Origin of the sequence: Mycobacterium vicinigordonae (assembly GCF_013466425.1) — a bacterium.
Taxonomy (GTDB): Bacteria; Actinomycetota; Actinomycetes; order Mycobacteriales; family Mycobacteriaceae; genus Mycobacterium; species Mycobacterium vicinigordonae.
The window spans coordinates 2,176,860-2,200,078 of record NZ_CP059165.1 but is presented as its reverse complement, the minus strand read 5'-3'; the positions used below and the strand labels follow the sequence as shown (position 1 = coordinate 2,200,078).

24 protein-coding genes are annotated in these 23,219 nt (G+C 67.5%); 6 read left to right on the top strand and 18 right to left on the bottom strand.

Annotated features, from left to right (window positions below; translation table 11 throughout):
- Positions 1–6: 6 nt before the first annotated feature.
- From H0P51_RS10055 to rplS, 4 genes are all read right to left on the bottom strand, one after another.
- Positions 7–312, bottom strand: a complete 306-nt coding sequence (locus tag H0P51_RS10055; RefSeq protein WP_012393608.1) for a DUF2469 domain-containing protein — start codon at positions 310–312, stop codon at positions 7–9.
- Positions 309–1,058 carry a ribonuclease HII gene (locus H0P51_RS10050; RefSeq protein WP_343061785.1) on the bottom strand — a complete coding sequence of 250 codons (750 nt, stop codon included), beginning with the start codon at positions 1,056–1,058 and terminating at the stop codon, positions 309–311. The genes H0P51_RS10055 and H0P51_RS10050 overlap by 4 nt, the downstream gene beginning before the upstream one ends.
- A gap of 13 nt (positions 1,059–1,071) precedes the next feature.
- Entirely contained in the window at positions 1,072–1,932 is an 861-nt protein-coding gene (lepB, locus tag H0P51_RS10045) for a signal peptidase I (RefSeq protein ID WP_180917767.1), read from the bottom strand.
- Positions 1,933–2,022: 90 nt separating this feature from the next.
- Complete coding sequence (rplS, locus tag H0P51_RS10040) at positions 2,023–2,364, bottom strand: 50S ribosomal protein L19 (protein ID WP_180917766.1); 342 nt, start codon at positions 2,362–2,364, stop codon at positions 2,023–2,025.
- A gap of 315 nt (positions 2,365–2,679) precedes the next feature.
- Here rplS and H0P51_RS10035 point away from each other — a divergent pair, with 315 nt between their 5' ends.
- A complete protein-coding gene (locus H0P51_RS10035) occupies positions 2,680–3,633 on the top strand; it encodes a serine hydrolase (protein ID WP_180917765.1) in 954 nt (317 codons plus the stop codon).
- Between the two features lie 88 nt (positions 3,634–3,721).
- On the opposite strand, the gene trmD is transcribed toward H0P51_RS10035, so the two are convergent.
- The 6 genes from trmD to H0P51_RS10005 form a co-directional block, all read right to left on the bottom strand.
- A complete protein-coding gene (trmD, locus tag H0P51_RS10030; protein ID WP_180917764.1) occupies positions 3,722–4,408 on the bottom strand; it encodes a tRNA (guanosine(37)-N1)-methyltransferase TrmD in 687 nt (228 codons plus the stop codon).
- 13 nt (positions 4,409–4,421) lie between these two features.
- Entirely contained in the window at positions 4,422–4,946 is a 525-nt protein-coding gene (rimM, locus tag H0P51_RS10025) for a ribosome maturation factor RimM (RefSeq protein ID WP_180917763.1), read from the bottom strand.
- A gap of 7 nt (positions 4,947–4,953) precedes the next feature.
- On the bottom strand, positions 4,954–5,196 hold the full coding sequence (locus H0P51_RS10020; protein WP_036354608.1) for an RNA-binding protein: 243 nt from the start codon (positions 5,194–5,196) through the stop codon (positions 4,954–4,956).
- A 5-nt stretch (positions 5,197–5,201) separates the two neighbouring features.
- Complete coding sequence (gene rpsP, locus H0P51_RS10015) at positions 5,202–5,699, bottom strand: 30S ribosomal protein S16 (protein ID WP_180917762.1); 498 nt, start codon at positions 5,697–5,699, stop codon at positions 5,202–5,204.
- Positions 5,700–5,871: 172 nt separating this feature from the next.
- Entirely contained in the window at positions 5,872–6,168 is a 297-nt protein-coding gene (locus H0P51_RS10010; RefSeq protein ID WP_180917761.1) for a CDGP domain-containing protein, read from the bottom strand.
- A gap of 37 nt (positions 6,169–6,205) precedes the next feature.
- The gene (locus H0P51_RS10005; protein ID WP_180917760.1) at positions 6,206–6,634 is read right to left on the bottom strand and encodes a nuclear transport factor 2 family protein; all 429 of its coding nucleotides are present in this window, start codon (positions 6,632–6,634) and stop codon (positions 6,206–6,208) included.
- 71 nt (positions 6,635–6,705) lie between these two features.
- Between H0P51_RS10005 and H0P51_RS10000 the strand changes: the two genes are divergently transcribed.
- Entirely contained in the window at positions 6,706–7,581 is an 876-nt protein-coding gene (locus H0P51_RS10000) for a D-alanyl-D-alanine carboxypeptidase family protein (RefSeq protein WP_180917759.1), read from the top strand.
- Positions 7,582–7,587: 6 nt separating this feature from the next.
- Here H0P51_RS10000 and H0P51_RS09995 read toward each other — a convergent pair whose 3' ends face one another.
- From H0P51_RS09995 to ffh, 4 genes are read right to left on the bottom strand one after another with little or no spacing between them, the layout of a single operon-like run.
- Positions 7,588–8,181, bottom strand: a complete 594-nt coding sequence (locus H0P51_RS09995) for a TetR/AcrR family transcriptional regulator (protein WP_180917758.1) — start codon at positions 8,179–8,181, stop codon at positions 7,588–7,590.
- A 1-nt stretch (position 8,182) separates the two neighbouring features.
- Entirely contained in the window at positions 8,183–10,003 is a 1,821-nt protein-coding gene (locus tag H0P51_RS09990; protein ID WP_180917757.1) for an N-acyl-D-amino-acid deacylase family protein, read from the bottom strand.
- A 30-nt stretch (positions 10,004–10,033) separates the two neighbouring features.
- Entirely contained in the window at positions 10,034–11,155 is a 1,122-nt protein-coding gene (locus H0P51_RS09985) for a metal-dependent hydrolase family protein (protein ID WP_246398777.1), read from the bottom strand.
- On the bottom strand, positions 11,121–12,677 hold the full coding sequence (gene ffh / locus H0P51_RS09980) for a signal recognition particle protein (protein WP_180917755.1): 1,557 nt from the start codon (positions 12,675–12,677) through the stop codon (positions 11,121–11,123). The genes H0P51_RS09985 and ffh overlap by 35 nt, the downstream gene beginning before the upstream one ends.
- Before the next feature lie 53 nt (positions 12,678–12,730).
- Between ffh and H0P51_RS09975 the strand changes: the two genes are divergently transcribed.
- From H0P51_RS09975 to H0P51_RS09960, 4 genes are read left to right on the top strand one after another with little or no spacing between them, the layout of a single operon-like run.
- Positions 12,731–13,540, top strand: a complete 810-nt coding sequence (locus tag H0P51_RS09975; protein ID WP_180917754.1) for a helix-turn-helix domain-containing protein — start codon at positions 12,731–12,733, stop codon at positions 13,538–13,540.
- A gap of 54 nt (positions 13,541–13,594) precedes the next feature.
- Complete coding sequence (locus H0P51_RS09970) at positions 13,595–14,419, top strand: SAM-dependent methyltransferase (RefSeq protein WP_180917753.1); 825 nt, start codon at positions 13,595–13,597, stop codon at positions 14,417–14,419.
- A gap of 36 nt (positions 14,420–14,455) precedes the next feature.
- Positions 14,456–15,241: an alpha/beta hydrolase gene (locus H0P51_RS09965; protein WP_180917752.1), complete on the top strand. Its 786-nt coding sequence runs from the start codon at positions 14,456–14,458 to the stop codon at positions 15,239–15,241.
- A gap of 38 nt (positions 15,242–15,279) precedes the next feature.
- Positions 15,280–17,064: a DEAD/DEAH box helicase gene (locus H0P51_RS09960; RefSeq protein ID WP_180917751.1), complete on the top strand. Its 1,785-nt coding sequence runs from the start codon at positions 15,280–15,282 to the stop codon at positions 17,062–17,064.
- Positions 17,065–17,223: 159 nt separating this feature from the next.
- Here H0P51_RS09960 and H0P51_RS09955 read toward each other — a convergent pair whose 3' ends face one another.
- The 4 genes from H0P51_RS09955 to ftsY form a co-directional block, all read right to left on the bottom strand.
- Positions 17,224–19,698, bottom strand: coding sequence for a [protein-PII] uridylyltransferase (locus tag H0P51_RS09955; RefSeq protein WP_180917750.1), 2,475 nt, complete (start codon positions 19,696–19,698; stop codon positions 17,224–17,226).
- A gap of 63 nt (positions 19,699–19,761) precedes the next feature.
- Entirely contained in the window at positions 19,762–20,100 is a 339-nt protein-coding gene (glnB, locus tag H0P51_RS09950; RefSeq protein ID WP_180917749.1) for a nitrogen regulatory protein P-II, read from the bottom strand.
- Between the two features lie 2 nt (positions 20,101–20,102).
- Complete coding sequence (locus H0P51_RS09945) at positions 20,103–21,518, bottom strand: ammonium transporter (protein ID WP_180918868.1); 1,416 nt, start codon at positions 21,516–21,518, stop codon at positions 20,103–20,105.
- 322 nt (positions 21,519–21,840) lie between these two features.
- Positions 21,841–23,193 carry a signal recognition particle-docking protein FtsY gene (gene ftsY / locus H0P51_RS09940; RefSeq protein ID WP_180917748.1) on the bottom strand — a complete coding sequence of 451 codons (1,353 nt, stop codon included), beginning with the start codon at positions 23,191–23,193 and terminating at the stop codon, positions 21,841–21,843.
- Positions 23,194–23,219: the final 26 nt, after the last annotated feature.

The following is a 23,219-nucleotide window of genomic DNA, read 5'->3' as shown; positions in this document are numbered from 1 at the left end:
CGGCGGCTACTCCGGCAGTCGCAGTTCGGGCTTCTCCACTTCCTCAATGTTGACGTCCTTGAACGTCACCACGCGCACCTGCTTGACGAACCGGGCAGGACGGTACATGTCCCATACCCAGGCGTCGGCCAACCGCAGCTCGAAATACACCTCGCCGTCGGCGTTGCGGGGCACCATTTCGACGCTGTTAGCGAGATAGAACCGGCGCTCGGTTTCCACGACGTAGCTGAACTGACCGACGATGTCTTTATATTCGCGGTACAGCGAGAGCTCCATCTCGGTTTCGTACTTCTCGAGATCCTCAGCGCTCATCTGCTCAGACGTCCTTCATCCTCGAACCTTGGCCCCATCTTTGCGCACTCGTAATCGGCGCGCGCGCCCGGACCTCCAGAGCTGACCAGCATCCCGGTCGCCAACCGCCGCACGTTGATGAACGAGTAGCGGTGCTGCGGGCAGGGGCCCAGTGCGGCCAGCGCGCGACTGTGCGCCGGGGTGCTGTAACCCTTGTGGTCGGCGAAGCCATAACCCGGATGCTCGGCGTCCATGGCGACCATCAACCGATCCCGGCTTACCTTGGCCAGCACACTGGCCGCGGCGATACAGGCCGCCGCGGCATCGCCGCCGATCACCGGCAGGGACGGCGCCGCCAGCCCGGGAACCCGGAACCCGTCGCTCAGCACGTACCCGGGACGCACCGCCAGCCCAGCGACCGCGCGTCGCATGCCCTCGATGTTGGCCACATGCACGCCGCGGCGGTCCACCTCGACCGACGAGATGAACACCACGTGGTAGGCCAGCGCGTAGCGACGGATCAGCGGGAACAGCTTCTCCCGCGCCCTTTCCGTCAACTTCTTCGAATCGTCAAGCGCGGCAAGGCTTTCCAACCGGCCAGGACCTAACACGCAGGCCGCCACCACGAGCGGACCGGCGCATGCCCCGCGGCCCACCTCGTCGACCCCGGCGACCGGGCCCAGGCCGTTGCGGTACAGCGCGGACTCCAGCGTGCGCAGACCCGCGGACTTGCGGATCACCGTGCGCGGAGGCCAGGACCGGCTCATGTCGGCGCCACGATCACTGACCCTGCTGAGGGTTCACCGAACCCACACCACCCCATCGCGACGGCGGCCACACGATGAAGCGGGCCTTGCCGATGACGTTGCCGACCGGCACCGTGCCCGCCGTCGAGTCGCCTGTGCAGCGCATCGGGCAGTGCGCGCGGGAGTCTGCCGAGTGGGTCCGATTGTCGCCCATCACCCACAGGCGTCCCGCCGGGACCGTGACGGGACCGAACTCGTTGCCCAGGCACGCCGGTGGGTAGCCGGTTTGGTCGACCTTGATGACATTGGGGTCCAGGTACGGCTCGTGCAACCGTTTACCGTTGACCGTGAGCCCGGTGTCGGCCCGACACTCCACGGTCTGTCCGCCCACCGCGATAACGCGCTTTACCAGGTCATTCTCGTCCGGAGGCACGAATCCCAGAAACGACAGCGCGTTCTGGATCCAGCGCACCAGGGTGTTGTGCGAGCGGATCGACTTGTACCCGGTGTTCCACGCCGGCGGCCCCTTGAAGACGATGACGTCACCGGGTTCGGGTGAGCTGAACCGGTAGGTCAGTTTGTCGACCAGAATCCGATCGCCGACGCAGGTGGGGCACCCGTGCAGAGTGCTCTCCATCGATTCCGACGGGATCAGGTACGGGCGCGCGACGTACGTCAGCATGACGTAGTAAATCCCGATCGCGATTATCGCCAGCCAGGCCAGCTCCCGGGTCGTCGAGCGCTTCTTGTCCTTCTCGGCCTTCTCGGGCTCCGGTTTGGAATCCTGGGTCGCTGCCTCGCCGTCGCGGGCCGCGGTCGGCTCCGACTGCGAAGTCTCCGCAGCAGAAACCTCCCCAGAAGAGTCTTCCGATGGAGAGTCTTCGGTGTCAGTCACGGGATCAGCGTAGCCAGCGCACGGTGTGCGTCTGCGACCGCCGCGGCGCCTCGAGGCGGGAGGCACCGCGCCCCCGCATACGCTCCGAGATCAGCGCTTCTCCTTGATTTTGGCCTTCTTGCCGCGGAGTTCACGCAGGTAGTAGAGCTTTGCGCGACGAACATCGCCGCGGGTCACCACTTCGATGTGGTCGATGTTCGGCGAATGAACCGGGAAAGTCCGCTCGACGCCAACGCCGTAGCTCTCCTTGCGCACGGTGAACGTCTCGCGGACGCCACCGCCGGATCGCCGGATCACCACACCCTTGAATACCTGGATGCGTTCCTTGGCTCCCTCGATGACCTTGACGTGCACGTTGATCGTGTCGCCCGGGCTAAAGGCGGGGATGTCGTCGCGCAGCGACGCCTGGTCGACGAAGTCCAGCCTGTTCATTGGAAAGACACTTCCTCAAGGTTCGCGGCCCGATAACCCCCGCACAGGACTGTGCGGCGGTCACCAAGCCGATGGGTACGGGCTCAAGAGTTGCATCTCGCAACAGGCGGCAGACAAGAGGCCGGCCGACGACCGCTGGAGACAACCGCTCAATTGTGCCAGATGGTGCACGTGCAGCGAAAATCACAGGAATCTGTGGCGGTTCACGACCGCCCTAAACCGCCTGCAAGTGGTACATATGAACGGGGTTCGAACCGCCTCGAACCGAGATGCCGGGGCCTGCCCACCACCGACCAGCTGCCGGAAGGAGAGCCGATGCGAGCCCGGCCGCTGACCATGCTCACCGCGGTGGCCGCGGTGGCACTGGCGGTGGTTGCGGGTTGCGAGGCGACGGTCCACGCCAAGGCCACCAGCTCTGGCGATCAGCGCTCTGCCGAGCGGCAGCAACAACCCCAGCAGCAGCAGCTGGTCGAATTGTTGCTGCGGGCCATCACGCCGACCGGCACTCCGATGGCGCTGCCGACCCCAACCGACGGCCTGGCCGGAGTGCCGGAACGGGTTCAGCAGGCCACCGAGCAGGCCACGGCCACCGGCGCGACCCTGGCCGTGGCCATTCTGGACCGCGTCACCCATCAGCTGGTCTCCAATGGCAACAACCAGATCATCGCCACCGCATCGGTGGCGAAATTGTTCATCGCCGACGAGCTGCTGCTGAGGGAGTCCGCGGGTCAGGCCGTGCTGTCCGCCGACGACCGCCAGGCGCTGGACCTGATGTTGCAGTCGTCCGACGACGGCGCCGCCGAGCGATTCTGGGGCGAGGACGGCGGAGACACCATCGTCGCGCGCGTCGCCGGCCGCTACGGGCTGACCTCGACCGCGCCGCCCAGCGATGGGCGGTGGTGGAACACCATCAGCTCAGCCGAAGACCTGATCCGTTACTACGAGGGCCTGCTCGATGGCTCGGGCGGCCTCCCGCGCGACCGCGCCCGCCTGATCGTGGACGACCTGGCGCATTCGACACCCACCGGGATCGACGGCTACCCGCAGCGGTTCGGCATTCCCGAGGGACTGTACGGCGAACCCGTTGCGGTCAAGCAAGGTTGGATGTGCTGCATCGGAGCCGACTGGATGCACCTGTCCACCGGCGTCATCGGCGCCGACCACCGCTACATCATGGTTATCGAGTCGCTGCAACCTTCCGACGACGCGACCGCACGCGAGACCATCACCCAGGCCGTCCGGACTATTTTCCCCAACGGCCGCATCTAGCGCGCCAGGGACTGGCCGGGGACTGGCCGAGCAGACGCAAAGGCACCGTAAAATGGCCATTTTACGGTGCCTTTGCGTCTGCTCGCCGTCAGTCCAGCAACTCGGGGCGGCGTTCCCGGGTGCGTTGCAGGGACACCTCCCGGCGCCACGCCGCGATCTTCGCGTGGTCGCCCGACAACAGGATCTCCGGCACGTCGAGGCCACGCCAGCTCGGCGGCCGCGTGTAGCTCGGACCTTCGAGTAGCCCATCCAGGGCCGGTGAATGGGAATCATGTTGGTGCGAGGCAGGATTGCCCAGTACACCGGTCAGCAGCCTCAGCACCGACTCGATCATCACCACTGCCGCCGACTCGCCGCCGGGCAACACGTAGTCGCCAATAGACACCTCTGCTACCCGCATCCGGCGCGCCGAGTCCTCGACCACCCGCTGGTCAATACCCTCGTACCGGCCACACGCGAACACCAGGTGGCTTTCGACGCTCCAACGCCGCGCGGTGGCCTGGTCGAACCGCGTACCCGCCGGCGTCGGAACCACCAATAGCGTTTCTTCCGAACAGATCTCGTCCAGCGCCTCACCCCACACCGGCGCCCTCATCACCATGCCGGGACCGCCGCCGTAGGGTGTGTCATCCACCGAGTGGTGCACGTCGTGGGTCCACCGGCGCAGGTCATGCACCTGCAGGTCGACCAGACCCGAGGCAATTGCTTTGCCCGGCAACGATTGTCGCAGCGGGTCCAGAAATGACGGGAAGATGGTGACGACGTCTATCCTCATGGGCTACGCACGGCTAACTGTCCAGATCCAGCAAACCGTCGGGCGGCTCGATCAGCAGGGTCCCGTCGTCCAGCGACACCGCAGTGACGATCGCGCCGACGAATGGCACCAGCACCTCGCCGGACGCGCCCTTGACGGCCAACAACTCCCCACCCGCGGTGTGCAGCACCTCGGTGACGACGCCGACCGCCCGGCCCGCTGTCGTGGATACCCGAAGACCCTCCAACTGGTGGTCGTAGTAGGTGTCGGGCTCCTCGATCGGGGGCAGGTCGTCAGAGTCGATCACAAACAGCGCGCCGCGCAGGGCGTCGGCGCCGTCTCGGTCGGTCACGCCGGCCAGCCTGACCAGCAGCCGGGCGCCATGCGGGCGGGCACTCTCGACGACGTAGCTGCGTGCCGGGCCCCCATCGCGGGGATTCCTGGCACGCAGCGTGGCGCCCACCGCGAACCGGATGTCGGGGTCGTCGGTGCGGACGTCGACGACGAGTTCGCCGGTGACGCCATGGGCCTTAGCGACGCGCCCGACGATCAGCTCCATGCGAGCGCTATTGGTCGGTGTCCACCACGTCGACGCGAATACCGCGGCCACCGATTCCGGCAACCAGCGTGCGCAGCGCGGTCGCGGTGCGTCCCCCGCGACCGATCACCTTGCCCAGGTCGTCCGGGTGCACGTGCACCTCGACGGTGCGTCCGCGACGGCTGGTCACCAGGTCCACCCGCACGTCGTCGGGATTGTCGACGATGCCGCGGACCAGGTGCTCGACGGCGTCGACCACTACGGTGCTCATGTCCGTCAGCTTTCGGTCGACTCGGCGCCGCCCTCGGTGGCGGGCTCAGCCGCCGGGGCTTTGGCGTCTGCAGTTTCTGCGGTGTCCTCGGAGTCGCTCTTGGCTGCCTTCTTCGGGGCCGCCTTCTTCTTCGGCTTGGTGGCCTCGGTGGTGGGCCCGCCGTCGGCGGCGGCCAGCGCGGCATTGAACAGCTCGAGCTTGCTGGGCTTGGCCGGCTTGACCTTCAGACGACCCTCGGCGCCGGGCAGGCCCTTGAACTTCTGCCAGTCGCCGGTGATCTTGAGCAGCTTGAGGACGGGCTCGGTGGGCTGGGCTCCCACGGACAGCCAGTACTGCGCCCGCTCGGAGTCGATCTCGATCAGGCTCGGGTCTTCCTTAGGGTGGTAGCGGCCGATGACCTCGATGGAACGACCGTCGCGGCGGGTGCGCGCGTCGGCGACGGCGATTCGGTACTGGGGATTGCGGATCTTGCCAAGCCGGGTGAGCTTGATCTTGACAGCCATATTCGAACTCCTGTGAATGTCACGCTGCAATTCAGCGACCGGGGCGGGATGCCCGGGTCCGGTTTTGCCTCGCGTGTGTGACCGACGAGCGATCTTGATCGCGCGGCGGACAGCGGCCCATTGTGCCAGATCATGGCCACGCGAGAAAAATTCGCGGCCGCAATCGTTGGCCTCAGTCGTCGATGTGCATCGGCGGGTCGGCGAACGCCGGATCTGCCGGGCGCTGGTCGGGTCCCATCACGTCGCAGTGCTGGTCGGGCATCATGTAGGAACTGGCGCCGTTGGGCACCCATTTGGCGAACGCCACGCAACGCTGCCAGCTGCCATCGGGCTGAATAGGTCCGTCGCACTTTCCGAGGATGCCGGCACCGCCGTAGACGCAGCCAGCGTGGGCCGGCGATGCCGCGGCGATCAGCCCGCCCGCCATCAGCACGGCCGCCGCCGCTGCTGCGACAATGCGGTGCTTCATGGCCAATAACGCTACCGCCTATGGCCGCGGCTGGGAGCTATAAAACCTTCTGAAACGTCTTGGTCTCCACCCGTCGCGTCATCCGCCAGCCGGCCGGGGTGCGGACGAACTCGTCGTCATACCAGAGCCCGCAGAACAGGATCTGTTTCTCCTCGCTGCCCTGTCCGCCCAGCACCATCGGGTTAAAGCAGATCACCCGCGAAGAGGCGGTGTCGCCGTCGACACGGACCGAGAAGTTGCCCAGCATGTGCGCGTACACCGGGAAGTTCGGCAGCACCTCCGACAGCCATTTCTTGACCTCGGGATACTGGCCGGCGATGCCGCCTAAGGCTGTGTAATCGATGTAGGCGCTCTCAACGAACACGTTGTCCAAGTCGTCGAACCGGCGCTGATCGATCGCGGTCGAGTAGTCGACGAGCAGCTGCTGGATCTCGAGGCGGTCGGAAATCTCTTCCAGGCTCAACATGCCTCGATTCAACACCGCGGCAGCGTCATGGGATAGGCGACCCGTACCCTGCGGCGTTAAACTCTGCGCCCATGCGAAAGCTCATCGCCGCGGCCGCCGCGCTGCTCACGATCACGCTGGTCGCGGCGCCCATCGCGTCAGCCGACACCGATGTGCAGCAGGCGGCCGGGTCGATGCCGATCCCGGACGGCCCGGCACAGACCTGGATCGTCGCCGACATGGACACGGGGCAAGTGCTTGCCGGCCGCGACCAGAACGTCACGCACCCGCCCGCGAGCACCATCAAGGTGCTGCTGGCGCTGGTGGTGCTCGACGAGCTGGACCTGAACTCCTCGGTGGTTGCCGACGCCAGCGACACCGACGTCGAGTGCAACTGCGTCGGGGTCAAGGCGGGCCGCAGCTACACCGCGCGCCAACTGCTGGACGGCCTGCTGTTGGTGTCGGGCAACGACGCTGCCAACACCCTGGCGCATCTGCTGGGCGGCCAGGACGCCGCGGTGGGCAAGATGAATGCCAAGGCGGCAGCACTGGGCGCGACCAACACTCACGCGTCGACGCCGTCCGGCCTGGACGGGCCCGGAGGCTCGGGTGCCTCGACCGCACACGACCTCGCGGTCATTTTCCGCGCGGCGATGGCCAACCCGATGTTCGCCCACATCACCGCCGAGCCGTCGGCGATGTTCCCCGGCGACCACGGGGATCAGCCGATCCTCAACCAGGACGAGCTGCTGGCGCGGTATCCGGGTGCGATCGGTGGTAAGACCGGCTTCACCGACGCCGCCCGCAAGACGTTCGTGGGGGCGGCCGCCCGAGGTGGCCGGCGGCTGGTGATCTCGATGATGTACGGCCTGGTCAAGGCAGGCGGCCCGACGTACTGGGATCAGGCAGGCAGCCTGTTCGATTGGGGTTTCGCGCAGGGTTCGCAGCCGGGCATAGGCTCGCTGTAGCGACTGTCAGCTCGGCAACGCCGCGGTGAGCCACCCCGCCAGCACCGGAATGCGGCGCTCGGCGATTTCGGGTTGCGGGAGCACACCTTCCACCACAGCAGCGCCGTCGAAGACGTTGGTCAGCAGCGCCACGACAACCGGGAAGGTGTCGTCCGGGAGGGCATCCGCACCCGGCATCTGCCGCGCGGCCTCGTGCATCTTCGATCGGTATTGCCAAAGTTCGTGTTGCAGAGTGACTTTGAGCTTCTCGTCAGTGCGGGCGGCGATCAGCAGCTCGTAGAGGACGGCGTTCGCCGGGCCGCCGGTGATATCCCGCAGAATCGTCAGCGCCGCCTCCAGCGCGGGCCGATCGGCCGGTATCTCGGCGACCTGCTTGGTGAACGTCTCAATCTGACGGCGCAACACCTCCGACGCGGTGGCGGCCATGAAGTCGCCCATAGTCTCGAAGTGGCGGAACAGCGCACCTACCGACACTCCGGCGCGCTTGGTGATCACCGCCGCCGACGCCCGCGCGTATCCGACCTCGACAATGGTGTCGATGCAGGCCTGCAGGAGCCGGCCGACGGTCTCCTCGCGCCGTTGGCGCTGGGTTCTGGCCATGTCAGGCGGGCACGCGTACGGCGCGCCGCTCGCCGGCGCGCAGATACCGACCCGACTGCACGGTCGAGCCGTACCCCTCGCGGAACTCTCCGCCGCGGTAGACCACGGCACCGCCCACCCCGGTGGCGACCACGGTGGCGTCGTTACGGTTGACCATGCGGCGCAGCCCACCGTAGAACGGCACCGCGCTCTCGTTGTAGCTGTCCACCGAGTCGTCGAGGTGCGCGGGGTCGATGACCACGAAGTCGGCCCGGTCGCCCTCACGCAGCGTGCCGGCGTCAATGCCAAACCACTCGGCCACTTCGGCGGTCAACCGGTATATCGCACGCTCCACCGTCAAGAACGGAGCACCGTCCTTCTCCGCATCCATTGTTCGCTTGAGCAGCCGCAACGGAAAGTTGTAGAAGGCCATGTTGCGCAGGTGCGCCCCGGCGTCGGAGAAGCCCATGTGCACGCTCGGGTCGGCGGCCAACTTGTTGAGCTGCTTGGGCCGATGGTTGGCGACGGTGGTGGTCCAGCGCACGTTGCGCTCGCCATTCTCGACCAGGATGTCCAGAAACGCGTCCAGCGGGTGAAGTCCACGTTCGTCGGCGATGGTGCCAAAGCTCTTGCCCACCAACGATTTATCCGGGCACTCCACAATCACCGCATCATGGAAGTCCCGGTGCCACAACGACGGGCCGAGCTTGCGGCGGTCGAATTGACGGCGGAAGCGGCGTCGATATGCCTCGTCGGCCAGCAGCTCGTTGCGCTGCAGTTGGTCACGGAGATGCAGGGCCGCCGTGCCGGCGCCGAACTCCTCGAAAACCGGCAGATCGATTCCGTCGGAATACAACTCGAACGGAACCGGCAAGTGCTGGAACCGCACGCTGGATCCGAGCACCTTGTTCAGCAGGCGGGTGCCACGCCCGAATACGTGCACCGCTAACGGCATCGACTTGGCGTCGGCGGATACCAGCATGCTCATCCGAACACCTTTGCGGCGGTTCAGGATTCGGCTACTGGTGAGGAAGAACATCAGCGGGGACACCGGGCTGTTGACGTTGGGAGCGCTCTGCAGGATCCGCCCGCGCTTGCGCAGCACCTTGATCAGCCGGCGGCGCTCCCGCCACGTCGCGAAGGTGGACGGCAACGCACGCGAGCGGAAGCGTTCCCCGTCGAGCTTGTCGATCGGGGCGTCCATGCCGGACATACCCAGCATTCCGGCTTCCAGCGCGTCGTCGAGCAGTCGCGCCATCTTGTCCAGTTCCGCGTCGCTGGGGCGCACCGTGGCGTCGGTGGCACGTTCGAGGCCCAGCACCGCGGTGCGCAGGTCCGAATGACCAAGCATTGAACTGACATTCGGGCCGAGCGGCAACGCATCGATCGTCTCGATGTACTCCCGCGGCGTCGCCCAGTTGCGGTTGTCTTCCAATGCGCCAAGGACGAAGTTGCGTGGCACCGCCTCCACGCGGCTGAACAGATCGGCGGCGTCCTCGGAGTCGGCGTAGACCGTTGACAGCGAGCAGTTACCCAGCAGCAGCGTGGTGACGCCGTGGCGAACCGACTCACGCAATCCCGGGTCGAGCAGTATCTCGGCGTCGTAGTGGGTGTGCACGTCGATGAAGCCGGGTGCAATCCACTTGCCGGTCGCGTCGATCACCTCGGGGCACCCGGTTTCGTCGAGCGGCGCAACCGAGACGGTGGCTACCACCCCGTCGCGAATGCCCAGCGTCCGGGCCTGCGGCTTGGCGCCGGTGCCGTCGAACCACAGTCCGTTGCGGATGATCACGTCGTAAGTCACAGGTCCTCCAAGATCGTGGGCTGACCGCGAAACTAACATAGATAGCGATCGCTCGCAATCTTTCGGCTGTCAGCGACCGGGCCGGAACACGCCGCCGCGCAGGATCACCAGGTCCGGGCGGTTCAGCACCGCGGGACCGTGCCGGGGGTCGTCCGCGTAGCACACCAGGTCCGCCGGTGCCCCGTCTTCCAGAGCCGGCCGCCCGAGCCAGCGCCTGGCATCCCAGCATGCGGCGCCCAGGGCGTCGTCAGCACTCATGCCGATCTTCTTGAGCGCCTCGACCTCGTCGGCGATACGTCCGTGCGCGATCATGCCGCCGGCATCGGTCCCGGCGTAAACCGGCACCCCGGCCTCGTGCGCCGCTGCCACCCGCGGATAGGCGCGCTCGTAAAGGTCGCGCATGTGGGACGCATAAACCGGGTAGCGCGTGGCCGCGTTGGCGATGCCGGGGAAGTTCTCTACGTTGATCAGGGTGGGCACCAGCACGGTGCCGTGCTCGACCATCAACGTGATGGTCTCGTCGGTCAGCCCGGTGCCGTGCTCGATGCAGTCGATGCCCGCATTGATCAGGCCGGACAGCGCGTCCTCGCCGAAGACGTGGGCGGTGACCCGGGCGCCGTTGGCGTGCGCGGCGTCGATCGCGGCTTTGAGGACCTCGTCGGACCACAGCGGCGCGAGATCGCCTATCCCCCGGTCGATCCAGTCGCCGACGAGTTTGACCCAACCGTCGCCGCGGCGGGCCTGCTCGGCCACCGCATCCGGAAGCTGCGACTCGTCTTCAAGGTCTGCGGCTAGGCCGGGGATGTAGCGTTTGGGCTTAGCCAGATGCCGTCCGGCTCGGATGATGCGAGGCAGGTCTGCGTGGTGGTCGAGGCTGCGGGTGTCGATCGGTGATCCGCAGTCGCGCAGCAGTAGCGCGCCCACCTCACGTTCGGTCTCGGCTTGGGCGATCGCTTCCCCGAGTTCCACGCCGCCGTGCTCACCGAGCCCGACGTGGCAGTGCGCGTCGACCAGCCCGGGCAGGATCCAGCCCGCGTCGAACACGGTGTCGGCGCCGGCCACCGGCTCGGTGCTGATGCAGCCGTCAACGATCCACAGCTCGGTGGCAACCTCGCCGGGCAGGCTTACACCGCGCACGTGCAAACGCACGGCTCGGCTACTTCTGCCCGGGGAACTTGAGCTTTGACAGATCGAAGTCGGCCAGGCCGGGGGGCAACTCGTTGAGGCCGTCGGGCATCTGCGAGAGGTCGGGGAAACCGGCCGGCATGCCCGGCATCCCGGTGCCGAATGGACTGCGCACCTTCGGCGGGGTCGGGCCGCGGGCGCCCTTCTTACCCTTCTTTCCCTTGGCATTCTTGGATTTTCGGGTCGCGGACTTGCGACCCATCCCTGGGATGCCCATACCGCCGAGCATGGACGACATCATCTTGCGGGCCTCGAAGAAACGATCCACCAACTGGTTGACCTCGGAGACGGTGACCCCGGAGCCGTTGGCTATGCGCAGCCGCCGCGAGGCGTTGATGATCTTCGGGTCGGCCCGTTCTTCGGGGGTCATGCCACGGATGATGGCCTGAATCCGGTCCAACGACTTGTCGTCCACTTCGGCCAGCGCGTCCTTCATCTGCGCGCCGCCGGGCAGCATGCCCAGCAGGTTGCCGATCGGGCCCATTTTGCGCACCGCGAGCATCTGCTCGAGGAAGTCCTCCAGGGTGAGTTCACCGGCGCCGATCTTGGCGGCGGCCGCCTCGGCCTGTTGGGCGTCGAAGACCTGCTCGGCCTGCTCGATGAGGCTCAGCACGTCGCCCATGCCCAGGATGCGGCTGGCCATCCGGTCGGGGTGGAAGACGTCGAAGTCGTCGAACTTCTCTCCGGTGGAGGCGAAAAGGATTGGCACACCGGTGACTTCGCGGACCGACAGCGCAGCGCCACCACGGGCGTCGCCGTCCAGCTTGGTCAGCACCACGCCGGTGAAGCCGACGCCGTCGCCGAACGCCCGCGCGGTGGCGACAGCGTCCTGCCCGATCATCGCGTCCAGGACGAACAGCACCTCGTCGGGGTTGACCGCATCGCGAATGGCCGCGGCCTGAGCCATCAGCTCCTCGTCGATGCCGAGGCGGCCCGCGGTGTCGACGATGACGAAGTCAAAATGCTTTGCCTTAGCCTCGGCGATACCGGCGGCCGCGACGGCGACCGGGTCGCCCGGGCCGGACTCAGGTGAGGCGCCTGGGTGCGGCGCGAACACCGGGACTCCGGCGCGCTGCCCGACGACCTGTAACTGGTTGACCGCGGCGGGCCGCTGCAGGTCACAGGCCACCAGCAGCGGCGTGTGCCCCTGGTTCTTGAGCCGGTAGGCCAGCTTGCCCGCCAGCGTCGTCTTGCCGGAACCCTGCAGGCCGGCGAGCATGATCACCGTCGGCGGATTCTTGGCGTAGGCGAGTTCGCGGGTCTCGCCGCCGAGGATGCCGATCAGCTCCTCGTTGACGATCTTGACGACCTGCTGCGCCGGGTTCAGCGCGCCGGACACCTCGTGACCACGAGCACGTTCCTTGATGCGCGCGACAAACGCTCGCACCACGGGCAACGAGACGTCGGCTTCCAGTAGCGCGAGCCGGATTTCGCGGGTGGTGGCCTCGATATCGGCATCGGTCAGACGCCCCTTGCCGCGCAACCCCGCCAGGGCACCGGTCAACCGGTCGGACAGCGATTCAAACACGTAGGCCAGCCTAGCCGGGCGCCTCAACCGGGCGCCTCTCTACCATCGCGGGCATGCACCCGACCGGTCCGCGGCTGTATCGGCCAAGGCCGCCACTCGCCGACCACGTCGAATATTTCGGTATCTGGCAGCATCACACCGCAACGCACGACAGCCGGGCCCTGCCGCGCGGTGCGGCGACGGTGATCATCGACCTCGGCGGCCAGGCGAACACGGGTCTGTTCGCGGCGGATGGACGCACCCCGCTGCCGGCCCCCGCGGCGTTTCTTATCGGTGCCGGGGTGCGCTCGTACGTCACCCGGATCGGCCCCGCCCAGAGCACCATGACGATTCACTTCAGGCCGGCCGGCGCGCTCGCCTTCGCCGACTACGCGGCCAGCGACTTCGAAGATCGCTGCGTCGGCCTGTCCGAGCTGTGGGGTTCCGCCGCGGACCGCCTGCACGAGCGATTGGTGCTGGCCGGTTCCGCATCTGCACGGGTAGCACTGCTGGAGAAGTTCCTGCTAGGCCGCCTGCGCGAACGGCGCACCCCCGAGCTTGCCGCGGTACTGCGCGACGCCGAGGTCCACCCCTCGATGCGGGTGTCGGGCGCCTGCCAGTCGATGGGTCTGTCGCCAAAACGCTTTAACGCGCTGTTCCGCGCCGAAGTCGGGATGTCACCCAAGGCCTACCTGCGGGTGCGGCGGTTGCAAGCGGCGTTGCGGGCGTTGAACACACCGACGCGCGGGGCGGCGATCGCGGCCGACCTCGGCTATTTCGACCAGGCTCACTTTGTGCGGGAGTTCCAAGAGTTCGCCGCGATCACACCTACCCAGTACACGCGGCGGCGATCGCCGATGATCGGCCACATCACGCTCGGGTGAGCCGGGCGAAAATATCCAAGCCGTTACCGGCTACTGAGGCCGATGATGTCGATCATGGACATACAACACCGCGCAGTAGCGGACACCGGACTGTTGGTCGCGGCCATCCGGGCACGCGAATCCGAACGCCCAGACCGGCTCTTCTCAGACCCCTTCGCCGCACGACTGGCCGGTGACCGCGGCCGGGAACTACTGGCCGCGGCACTGGAGTCGGCCGGCGAGCACTCCACCACCCAAATCGTGGTACGCACCCCGTTCTGGGATCGGGCGCTGCTCGATGCGGCGCAGCGAATACGACAGGTCGTCGTCCTCGCGGCCGGTATGGACGCCCGCGCGTACCGCCTGTCCTGGCCCGACGGCACGGTCGTCTACGAACTCGACCGGCCGGAGGTGCTGGCCGAGAAATCCGATCTGCTGGCCGCCGAGCAGCCCCGGTGCAATCGGGTTAGCGTCGGTGTCGACCTGACCGCCGACTGGCCGGCCGCAATCCAATCGGCCGGCCTGGATCCGGGGTTACCGACCGTCTGGTTAATGGAGGGCCTGCTGCAGTACCTGCCCGAGACCGCGGTGCACGCATTGTTCGATCGTGTCGACGCCCTGTCAGCACCGGGTTCGGTGTTGCTGTACGAGGTCGTCGGCAAAATCTTGCTTGAATCACCGGCCATGGCGGAACTTGTGAGATCGATGGCCGCCAACGGCGCCCCCTGGTTGTTCGGCACCGACGAGCCCGAACAGCTGGCGCAGCGACGGGGCTGGGCGGCGATGGTGACCGACATCGCGGAGCCCGGCAATCGCTACGGCCGCTGGTTCGCGCCGGCGGTACCGATGGACGTCGCGGGCGTGCCGCGGGGCTACTTCGTGATCGCGACCAAGAAATAGCCGAGAAGCTGCAACGCGCGCGCTACTGTCAGGCTCGTGCTTGAGCTGATCGATCGCGGATCCGCCACCGACAGCCACCCCACGCCGCTGCTGTTCGTCCACGGCGGCTGGCACGGCGCCTGGTGCTGGGAGAACTTCCTGAACTATTTCGCTGACGCCGGCTTCCGCGCAGTAGCAATGAGCCTGCGCGGACACGGCGCCAGCCCGACGGATAGGCCGCTAGAAAAGGTCGGCATCGCCGACTACATCGCCGACGTCGGTTCGGTCGCCGACCAGCTGGGCGGGGCGCCGGTGCTGATCGGCCACTCCCTGGGCGGCTACACAGTCCAGCGCTACCTCGAGGATCGAGCCGCGCCGGCCGCGGTGCTGGTGGGGTCACTGCCACCGCAGGGCGTTCTCGGAGCAGCAATGCGGGTGTGGCGGCGCCGTCCTCAGATGACGATCAAGTCGTTCAACGACCCCACCTTGGTCCGCTTTCTCGGCTCTGCGGCGCTGGCCCGCGAATACCTCTTCTGCGCGTCCACGCCCGAGGAAATCGTCGAATCCTGCTGGAACCAGGCGGGGCCCGAAAGCATCCGGGCGGCGATGCTCGATCCGATGTTCCGCCGGGTCAGGACTCGTCAGGTGACGACCCCCACGCTGGTCCTGGGTGCCCTGCACGACGGTTTCGTCAGCAGGCGCGCCGTACGCGCCACGGCGCGGGCCTACCGGACCGAACCGGAGTTCTTCGACATGGGGCACAACATGATGCTCGAACCCGGCTGGCCGGATGTCGCCGCGCGCATTCATCGCTGGCTCGAAACACGCGACGCGCCAAGGTAGGCTCACGTCGCTGACGCTTCGAAAAGCGTTGCCATGCTATGTTTTACAGCCGCGACCAGCACCGACTCGGTGTGTCGGCACAACCAGCTACGGGGGGATTGTTGTCGTTGCAGCCGGTCGGACACTTTCCCGCCGACACTTCTGCGGCGCTGCGCGGATGGCAGCGCCGCGCGCTGGTCAAGTACCTGGGGACCGAGCCGCGCGACTTCCTGGCGGTCGCCACTCCCGGGTCCGGCAAAACGGCCTTCGCGCTGCGGATCGCCGGCGAGCTGATCGCGCATCGGGCCGTCGAGCAACTCACCGTCGTCGTCCCCACTGAGCATCTGAAGATCCAGTGGGCCCAGGCCGCCGCCCGGCAGGGCCTGTCGCTGGATCCGAAGTTCTCCAACTCCAACCCGCAGACCTCGCCTGAGTTTCACGGGGTGGTTGTCACCTACGCACAGGTCGCCGCGCACCCAACGTTGCACCGGGTACGCACCGAACAGCGCAAGACATTGGTCGTCTTCGACGAAATCCACCATGGCGGCGATGCCAAGACCTGGGGTGACGCGATCCAGGAGGCGTTCAGCGACGCCACCCGCCGGCTAGCGCTGACCGGTACGCCGTTCCGCAGCGACGACTGCCCCATCCCCTACGTCGACTACGAGCCGGACGCCGAGGGTGTGCTGCGGTCGCGGGCCGACCACACCTACGGCTATGCCGAGGCGCTCGCCGACGGCGTGGTGCGCCCGGTGGTGTTCATGGCCTATTCCGGTCAGGCGCGCTGGCGCGACAGCGCCGGCGAAGAGCACGAGGCCCGGCTGGGTGAGCCATTGTCGGCCGAGCAGACGGCTCGGGCGTGGCGCACCGCGCTGGACCCGGCCGGCGAATGGATGCCGGCGGTCATCACCGCGGCCGATCGCCGGCTGCGCCAGCTGCGGGAGCACGTGCCGGACGCGGGCGGCATGATCATCGCCTCCGACCAGACCGCGGCCCGCGCCTACGCCACGTTGCTGAAGAAACTCACCGGCGAGGACCCGACCGTGGTGCTCTCCGACGACCCCAAATCGTCGGCCCGCATCAGCGAGTTCTCCGCCGGCACCAGCCGCTGGTTGGTTGCGGTGCGAATGGTCTCCGAAGGCGTGGACGTACCCCGGCTCTCGGTTGGCATCTACGCCACCAGTGCCTCGACGCCGTTGTTCTTCGCACAGGCCATCGGGCGGTTCGTGCGTTCCCGCCGGGCGGGTGAGACGGCCAGCATCTTCCTGCCGTCGGTACCCAACCTGCTGCAGTTGGCCAGTGAGCTAGAGGCGCAGCGCGACCACGTGCTGGGCAAACCGCACCGCGAATCGCTCGAGGATCCGCTGCTCGACGAACCGGCGGTCAAGGAGCAGAACGAGCCGGGTGACCCCGACAAAGGCTTCGTCTCGCTGGGGGCCGACGCGGAACTGGATCAGGTGATCTTCGACGGCTCCTCCTTCGGCACTGCCACCCCCGCCGGCAGCGAGGAAGAAGCCGACTACCTGGGCATTCCGGGGCTGCTCGACGCGGAGCAGATGCGTGCGCTGCTACACCGCCGCCAGGACGAGCAGCTGCAAAAGCGGGCCGCCTCCGCCCAGGGCGCGGTGGTGCAGCCGATCACCACGCACGGCCAGCTGCGGGAGCTGCGCCGCGAGCTCAACGCGCTGGTTTCTATCGCGCATCACCGCACCGGCAAGCCGCACGGCTGGATCCACAACGAGCTGCGTCGCCGCTGCGGTGGCCCGCCGATCGCGGCGGCGACGCGGGATCAGCTGAAGGAACGCATCGACGCCGTGCGCCGGCTCAATTCCGAGCAGGGCTGATAAACCCCAGCTAAGACCCTCCGGATAAGACCCCCTGGCACCAACCTCCCGGTGAGGACCTGCACCACCCCGTCCCGCCGACTGTGGAACCGGCTACGCCTCAGCGGCGTGTCACGTCGTGGGTTTCACGCTGGGCGGCGGGCACCGAGGGTTTCGGGCTTAATCCCCGACCGGTTCGTCGACCATCACCACCGCCGGGGTGCCCAACACCTCCAGCAAATTCTTCTCCACTGCGGCGCGGGCGTTGATGTCCGGCGGTACCGTCACGCAGAACACGTCAGCCGCCGTCGAGCCGAACGTATTCACCTTCGCCCACACAATGTCGGTACGGGCGCGCTCCAGCGCCCCGGCCAGCAGCGCGAGCAAACCCACGCGGTCCATGGCGCGCACTTCCAGGATCAGCTGGCCCGGAGTGTCGGTGTCCAGCCACAGGATGCGCGGCGGCGCCGTCGAGCGGGTGACGGGCACCCCGACCTGCACCTCACCAGCCCGCGCGGTCGCCGAGCTGGTGGCTTCGACGTCGCGCTTCGCCACTGCCGACAGCACGTCGACGTCGCCGCGCAGGGCGCCCACGAACGCCTGACGCAACATGTCGGCCGCCGGCGGCGAGCCGAACAGCGGCGACACCACGAACTCGGTGATCGCGACGCCTTCGTGCACATTGACCGACGCCGAATGCACCCGCAGCGAATTCAGCGCCAGCACTGCGGCAGCTCTGGACACCAGGCCACGCTCGTCCGGCGCCACCATCACCGCGTGCCGACGCTCGCCGTCACCCGGATTGATCTCGACATGCACGCCTTGCCGGGCCGCCAGCGAAAGGTAGTGCGGCGCAGTCGGTTCGGCTTGTGGCAGCGGTTCACCGGCCATCTCCAGCCGGCAGCGGCGCACCAGATCCGCGACCAGGGAGGCCTTCCAGTCGCTCCACACCCCGGGTCCGGTGGCTTTTGAGTCGGCCTCGGTCAAGGCGTGCATCAGCTCAAGCAATTGCGGATCCCCGCCCAGTGCCTCGGCGACGGACTCGATGGTCTTGGGGTCGTTCAGGTCGCTGCGGGTGGCGGTGATGGGCAGCAGCAGGTGGTGTCGAACCATCTGGGACAGGGTGTTGATGTCGGCGGCGGGCAGCCCCAGGCGCTCACCGATCGGGACCACCAAATCGGCGCCCAGCACACAGTGGTCCACTCCCCGCCCCTTGCCAATGTCGTGCAGCAGCGCGCCAAGAGCCAGCAGGTCCGGACGGGCCACGTTGGTGGTCAGCGGCGCGGCATGAACCGCGCACTCGACCACGTGGCGATCCACCGTCCATTTGTGCGAGACGTCGCGCGGCGGCAGGTCACGGATCGAATCCCACTCCGGGAGCAGCTGGCCCCACAAACCAGTACGGTCCAGCGCTTCGATGGTCTGCAGGGCGGTGGGTCCGGCCAGCAACACCACCAGCAGGTCGTCCAGCGCCTCGCGCGGCCACGGCGTCGGCAACGGGGGCGCGCTGTCGGCCAGCCGGCTCAACGTTGCCGCACCGATCGGTACGCCGGTGTCGGCCGACGCTGCCGCCACCCGCAGTACCAGGCCGGGATCGCGTTCGGGTTGGGCTTCCCGAGCCAGCACAATCTCACCGGCGTATTCGACGACGCCCTCGTCCAGCGGGCGTCGCTTGGGACGGCGCACCAGCGCCGCCAAACCACGCTTGGGCAGGGCGTTGGCAGCGGTGCGCAGGCCGGTCACGGCGTGGTAGCTGATGGTGCGACCGGCGCTCGACAGCATGCGGGCCAGGTCGAACCGGTCGCCGACGCCCAACGCGGCGCTGATTTCATCGGCGAACTGCGCCAGCACCTGGTCGCGGCCACGGCGCGAGACCACATGCAGCTCGGTGCGCACGTCGAGCAGGGTCAGGTAGGCATCGTCCAGGGACCCGGCTGGATTGTCCGGCCGCGACATGCTGTGCCGGTCGATGAGCTGAGCCAACGCCAGCGCGTTGATCGTCTGGACGTCGCGAAGCCCGCCGCGACCTGCCTTCAGATCCGGCTCGGCGCGATGCGCGATGCGGCCCAGGCGTAGCCAGCGGGCGTGCGTCATCTCCACGAGTTCGTCCATGCGAGAACGGATTCCACTGCGCCATTGCCGTCGCACACCGTCGATGAGTTCGGCCGACAGCCGCTCTTCGCCGGCGATGTGCCGCGCCTCGAGCATGCCCAGGGCGGCCGTCATGTCGGCGTTGGCGGTGGTCAGCGCCTCGCTGACGGTCCGCACGCTGTGGTCGAGCCGAACATTGGCGTCCCACAGCGGGTACCACAACCTGTCGGCGACCGGGCCCAGCACGTCGGCGGGTTTGCCGTCGTGCAGCAACACCAGATCCAGGTCCGAATATGGCAGCAGTTCGCGCCGGCCAAGCCCACCGACACCCACGAGCGCAAAGCCGCTGTCGCCGGTGATGCCGATCTCGGCAGCTTTGGCGGTCAGCCAGGTTTCGTAGAGGTCCAGCACCGCCTTGCGCAGCTCGGCCGGTGCCATGTCGCTGAGATCGCCGGACAGCAGTTCGCGCCGCGCGGTAGCCAGATCGACTGCCGCGACGGCGCTTCCTGCTTGCGTTACATCCGATTCCGAGGTTTCCGACGGGCCTGGCGGGTCGGGTGTCACACCCGCCCGGCCCGTCTTGGGTGCGGCGTCACAGTGGGTTCAGTGTCACAAGGCGTGTCTGAGTCACAACGCGTCGGGACCGCGTTCACCGGTACGCACTCGCACGATGGTGTCCACCGGGCTGACCCAGACCTTGCCGTCGCCGATTTTGCCGGTCCGCGCGGCCCGGACGATGTTGTCCACGACCTTGTCGACGATGGAGTCGTCGACAACGACCTCGATCCGCACCTTGGGGACGAAGTCGACCGAGTACTCCGCACCCCGGTAGACCTCGGTGTGGCCCTTCTGCCGCCCGTAACCCTGGATCTCGCTGACCGTCATGCCCAGGACTCCGGCGTCCTCCAGGCTGGTCTTGACGTCGTCGAGGGTGAACGGCTTGACAATCGCGGTGATCAGCTTCATATCTACTCCGCCTCCACTTTCTCGGCCAAACGCGCGTCCAGGCCGTTCGGGGTGTCCGGCAGGCTGGCGCGAGGCAGAACCGAGCCGCTGGCGACAGCGAAGTCGTAGCCACTCTCGGCGTGCTCAGACTCGTCGATACCGGCGGACTCCTGCTCCGCTCCCAAACGCAACCCCATGGTGTATTTCAGGATAAGGGCCAGGACCAGCGTGACGATGCCGGAGTAGACCAACACGCTGAACGCGCCGATCGCCTGCCGTTCCAGCTGCGCGAAGCCACCTCCGTAGAACAGCCCTTTGGAGACCCCGGCGACGCCGTTGATCGCGACGCTTTCCGGTGCAGCCAGCAGACCGACGAGCAGGGTGCCGGCCAGACCGCCGACCAAGTGCACGCCGACCACGTCGAGCGAGTCGTCGAAGCCGAGCTTGAACTTCAGCCCGACCGCCAGCGCGCACAGCACGCCGGCCACCACGCCGACCACCAGGGCGCCGACCACGTTGACTGACGAACAGGACGGCGTGATCGCGACCAGTCCGGCAACGATGCCGGAGGCCGCGCCCAGCGTTGTGGCGTGCCCGTCGCGGATGCGCTCGGTGAGCAGCCAGCCCAGCATTGCCGCGGCGGTGGCGACCGTGGTCGTGATGAACGTTGACCCGGCGGCCCCGTTGGAGCTGGTGGCCGAGCCGGCGTTGAACCCGTACCAGCCGAACCACAGTAGGCCGGCGCCGAGCATCACGAACGGCAGGTTGTGCGGGCGGAACAGGGTGGCGGGCCAGCCCTTCCGTTTGCCCAGCACGATCGCCAGCACCAGGCCTGCCATACCTGCGTTGATGTGCACCGCAGTACCGCCCGCGAAGTCGATCGCATGCAGCTTGTTGGCGATCCAGCCGCCCTTCTCCGAGGCGAACTTGTCGAACGAGAACACCCAGTGCGCGACCGGGAAGTACACCAGCGTCGCCCACAGGCCGGAGAACACCAGCCAGGCGCTGAACTTGAGCCGGTCGGCAACGGCGCCCGAGATCAGGGCGACCGTGATGATCGCGAACATCAGCTGGAACGCCACGAAGACGGTGGCCGGCAGGGTGCCCGCCAGGGGGATGTTGACCGCGTCGACCGGCGGCTGCGCGGTGGCGTCGGCGGCAACACTGTTCCCGCCGATAAGGCCCTTTAGACCCCAGTAGCTGGTCGGGTCGCCGACGACGCCGCCCACGTCGTTGCCGAATGCCATGGAATAGCCGTAGAGCACCCACAGCACCGTGACCACGCCCATGGAGCTGATGCTCATCATGATCATGTTGAGCACGCTCTTGGCGCGCACCATGCCGCCGTAGAAGAACGCCAGTCCCGGCGTCATTAACAAAACGAGCGCGGAACTTGCCAGCATCCAGGCGGTATCGCCCGTATTGGGCTGGCCCATCATCGGGAAACTCACTCGCTATCACCTCCAGTCAGCGTCGGGAGGGCCCCAGATGGATGACTGGTGACCTGATCCAGAACCATGCGCATAAGTTGTTGCGCGAATGGGGCAGCGATGTTTCGTGAAAATTAACGTAGAAACTGGTGTGTAAGAAGTGCTCACCACATGGCGGCGACCCGCCGCACCCGGCATACGCCGCGCTTGCGATCGCCGCTAGCCACATGGCGGCGACCCGCCGCACCCGGCATACGCCGCGCTTGCGATCGCCGCTAGCCACATGGCGGCGACCCGCCGCACCCGGCATACGCCGCGCTTGCGATCGCCGCTAGCCGAGCAGGGCGTCGACAAACGCGGACGGTTCGAAGGGCGCCAGGTCGTCGGGCCCCTCCCCGAGGCCGACCAGCTTCACCGGCACCCCCAGCTCCTGCTGAACCCGGAACACAATGCCGCCCTTGGCGGTTCCATCCAGCTTGGTCAGTACCGCACCGGTGATGTCGACGACCTCAGCGAACACCTTGGCTTGCGCCAGCCCGTTCTGGCCGATCGTGGCGTCCAGCACCAGCAGCACCTCGTCCACGGCGGCACGGCGGGTGACCACGCGTTTGACCTTGCCCAGCTCGTCCATCAGGCCCACCTTGGTGTGCAGCCGTCCGGCGGTGTCGACGAGGACGACGTCGGCGCCCGCGGCGATGCCCTTGTCGACGGCGTCGAACGCCACCGACGCCGGGTCAGCGCCTTCGGCGCCACGCACCACCTCCGCGCCGACCCGCGACGCCCAGGTTTGCAGCTGGTCGGCTGCCGCGGCCCGGAACGTGTCAGCGGCCCCGAGCACGACGCGCCGGCCATCCGCCACCAGTACACGGGCCAGCTTGCCGACCGTGGTGGTCTTCCCGGTGCCGTTGACACCGACGACCAGCAGCACCGACGGGTGGTCGGCGTGCGGCAGGGCACGGATGGACCGGTCCATATCCGGATGCAGCTCTTTGATCAGCACGTCGCGCAGCACGGCGCGCGCGTCGGCCTCGGTGCGGACATTGCCGCTGGCCAACCGGGCGCGTAGCTCAGTGACCACCGACTCGGTGACCACCGGGCCCAGGTCGGCGACCAGCAGGGTGTCTTCGACGTCCTGCCAGGAGTCCTCGTCCAGGTCGCCGCCGCCGATCAGGCCGAGCACGCTGCGCCCGAGTGCGTTCTGCGACCGGGACAAGCGGCCGCGCAGACGTTCCAGCCGCCCTTCGGTCGGCGCGATCTCCTCGACCCGCGGCTCGGACTCGGGCACCTCGGGCGCGGGCTTCTCGGGTGCCTCGGGTTCGAGCACGTCGAGGATTTCCAGACCCTCGGGGGTGTCCGGGACCTCGGGCGGCGCGGTGGGCTTCGGCACCTCGAGGTCCGGCTCGGGGGCTGGCAGATGGACCTCGGATATCGGGCGTTTGGGCGCGTCGCGCGGGATGGTCGCGTCGTCGCCGACCGCGGGCAGCCCACTGGTGTCCAGCGTCGGTGTCTGGCTAAACGTGATACCGGAGGACGCGGTGTATCCGCCGGACCGGTCGATGGCGTCGGGTTGCGGTTTGGCGAGGCTGATTTGGCGCCTGCGGTACCGGACCAGGCCGACGACCAGCGCCGCGATGATCAGCAGGGCGGCGACGACCGCGATAGCGATCCAGAGACCTTCGGACACGCGGACAATCCTTTCAGCCGGGGGGT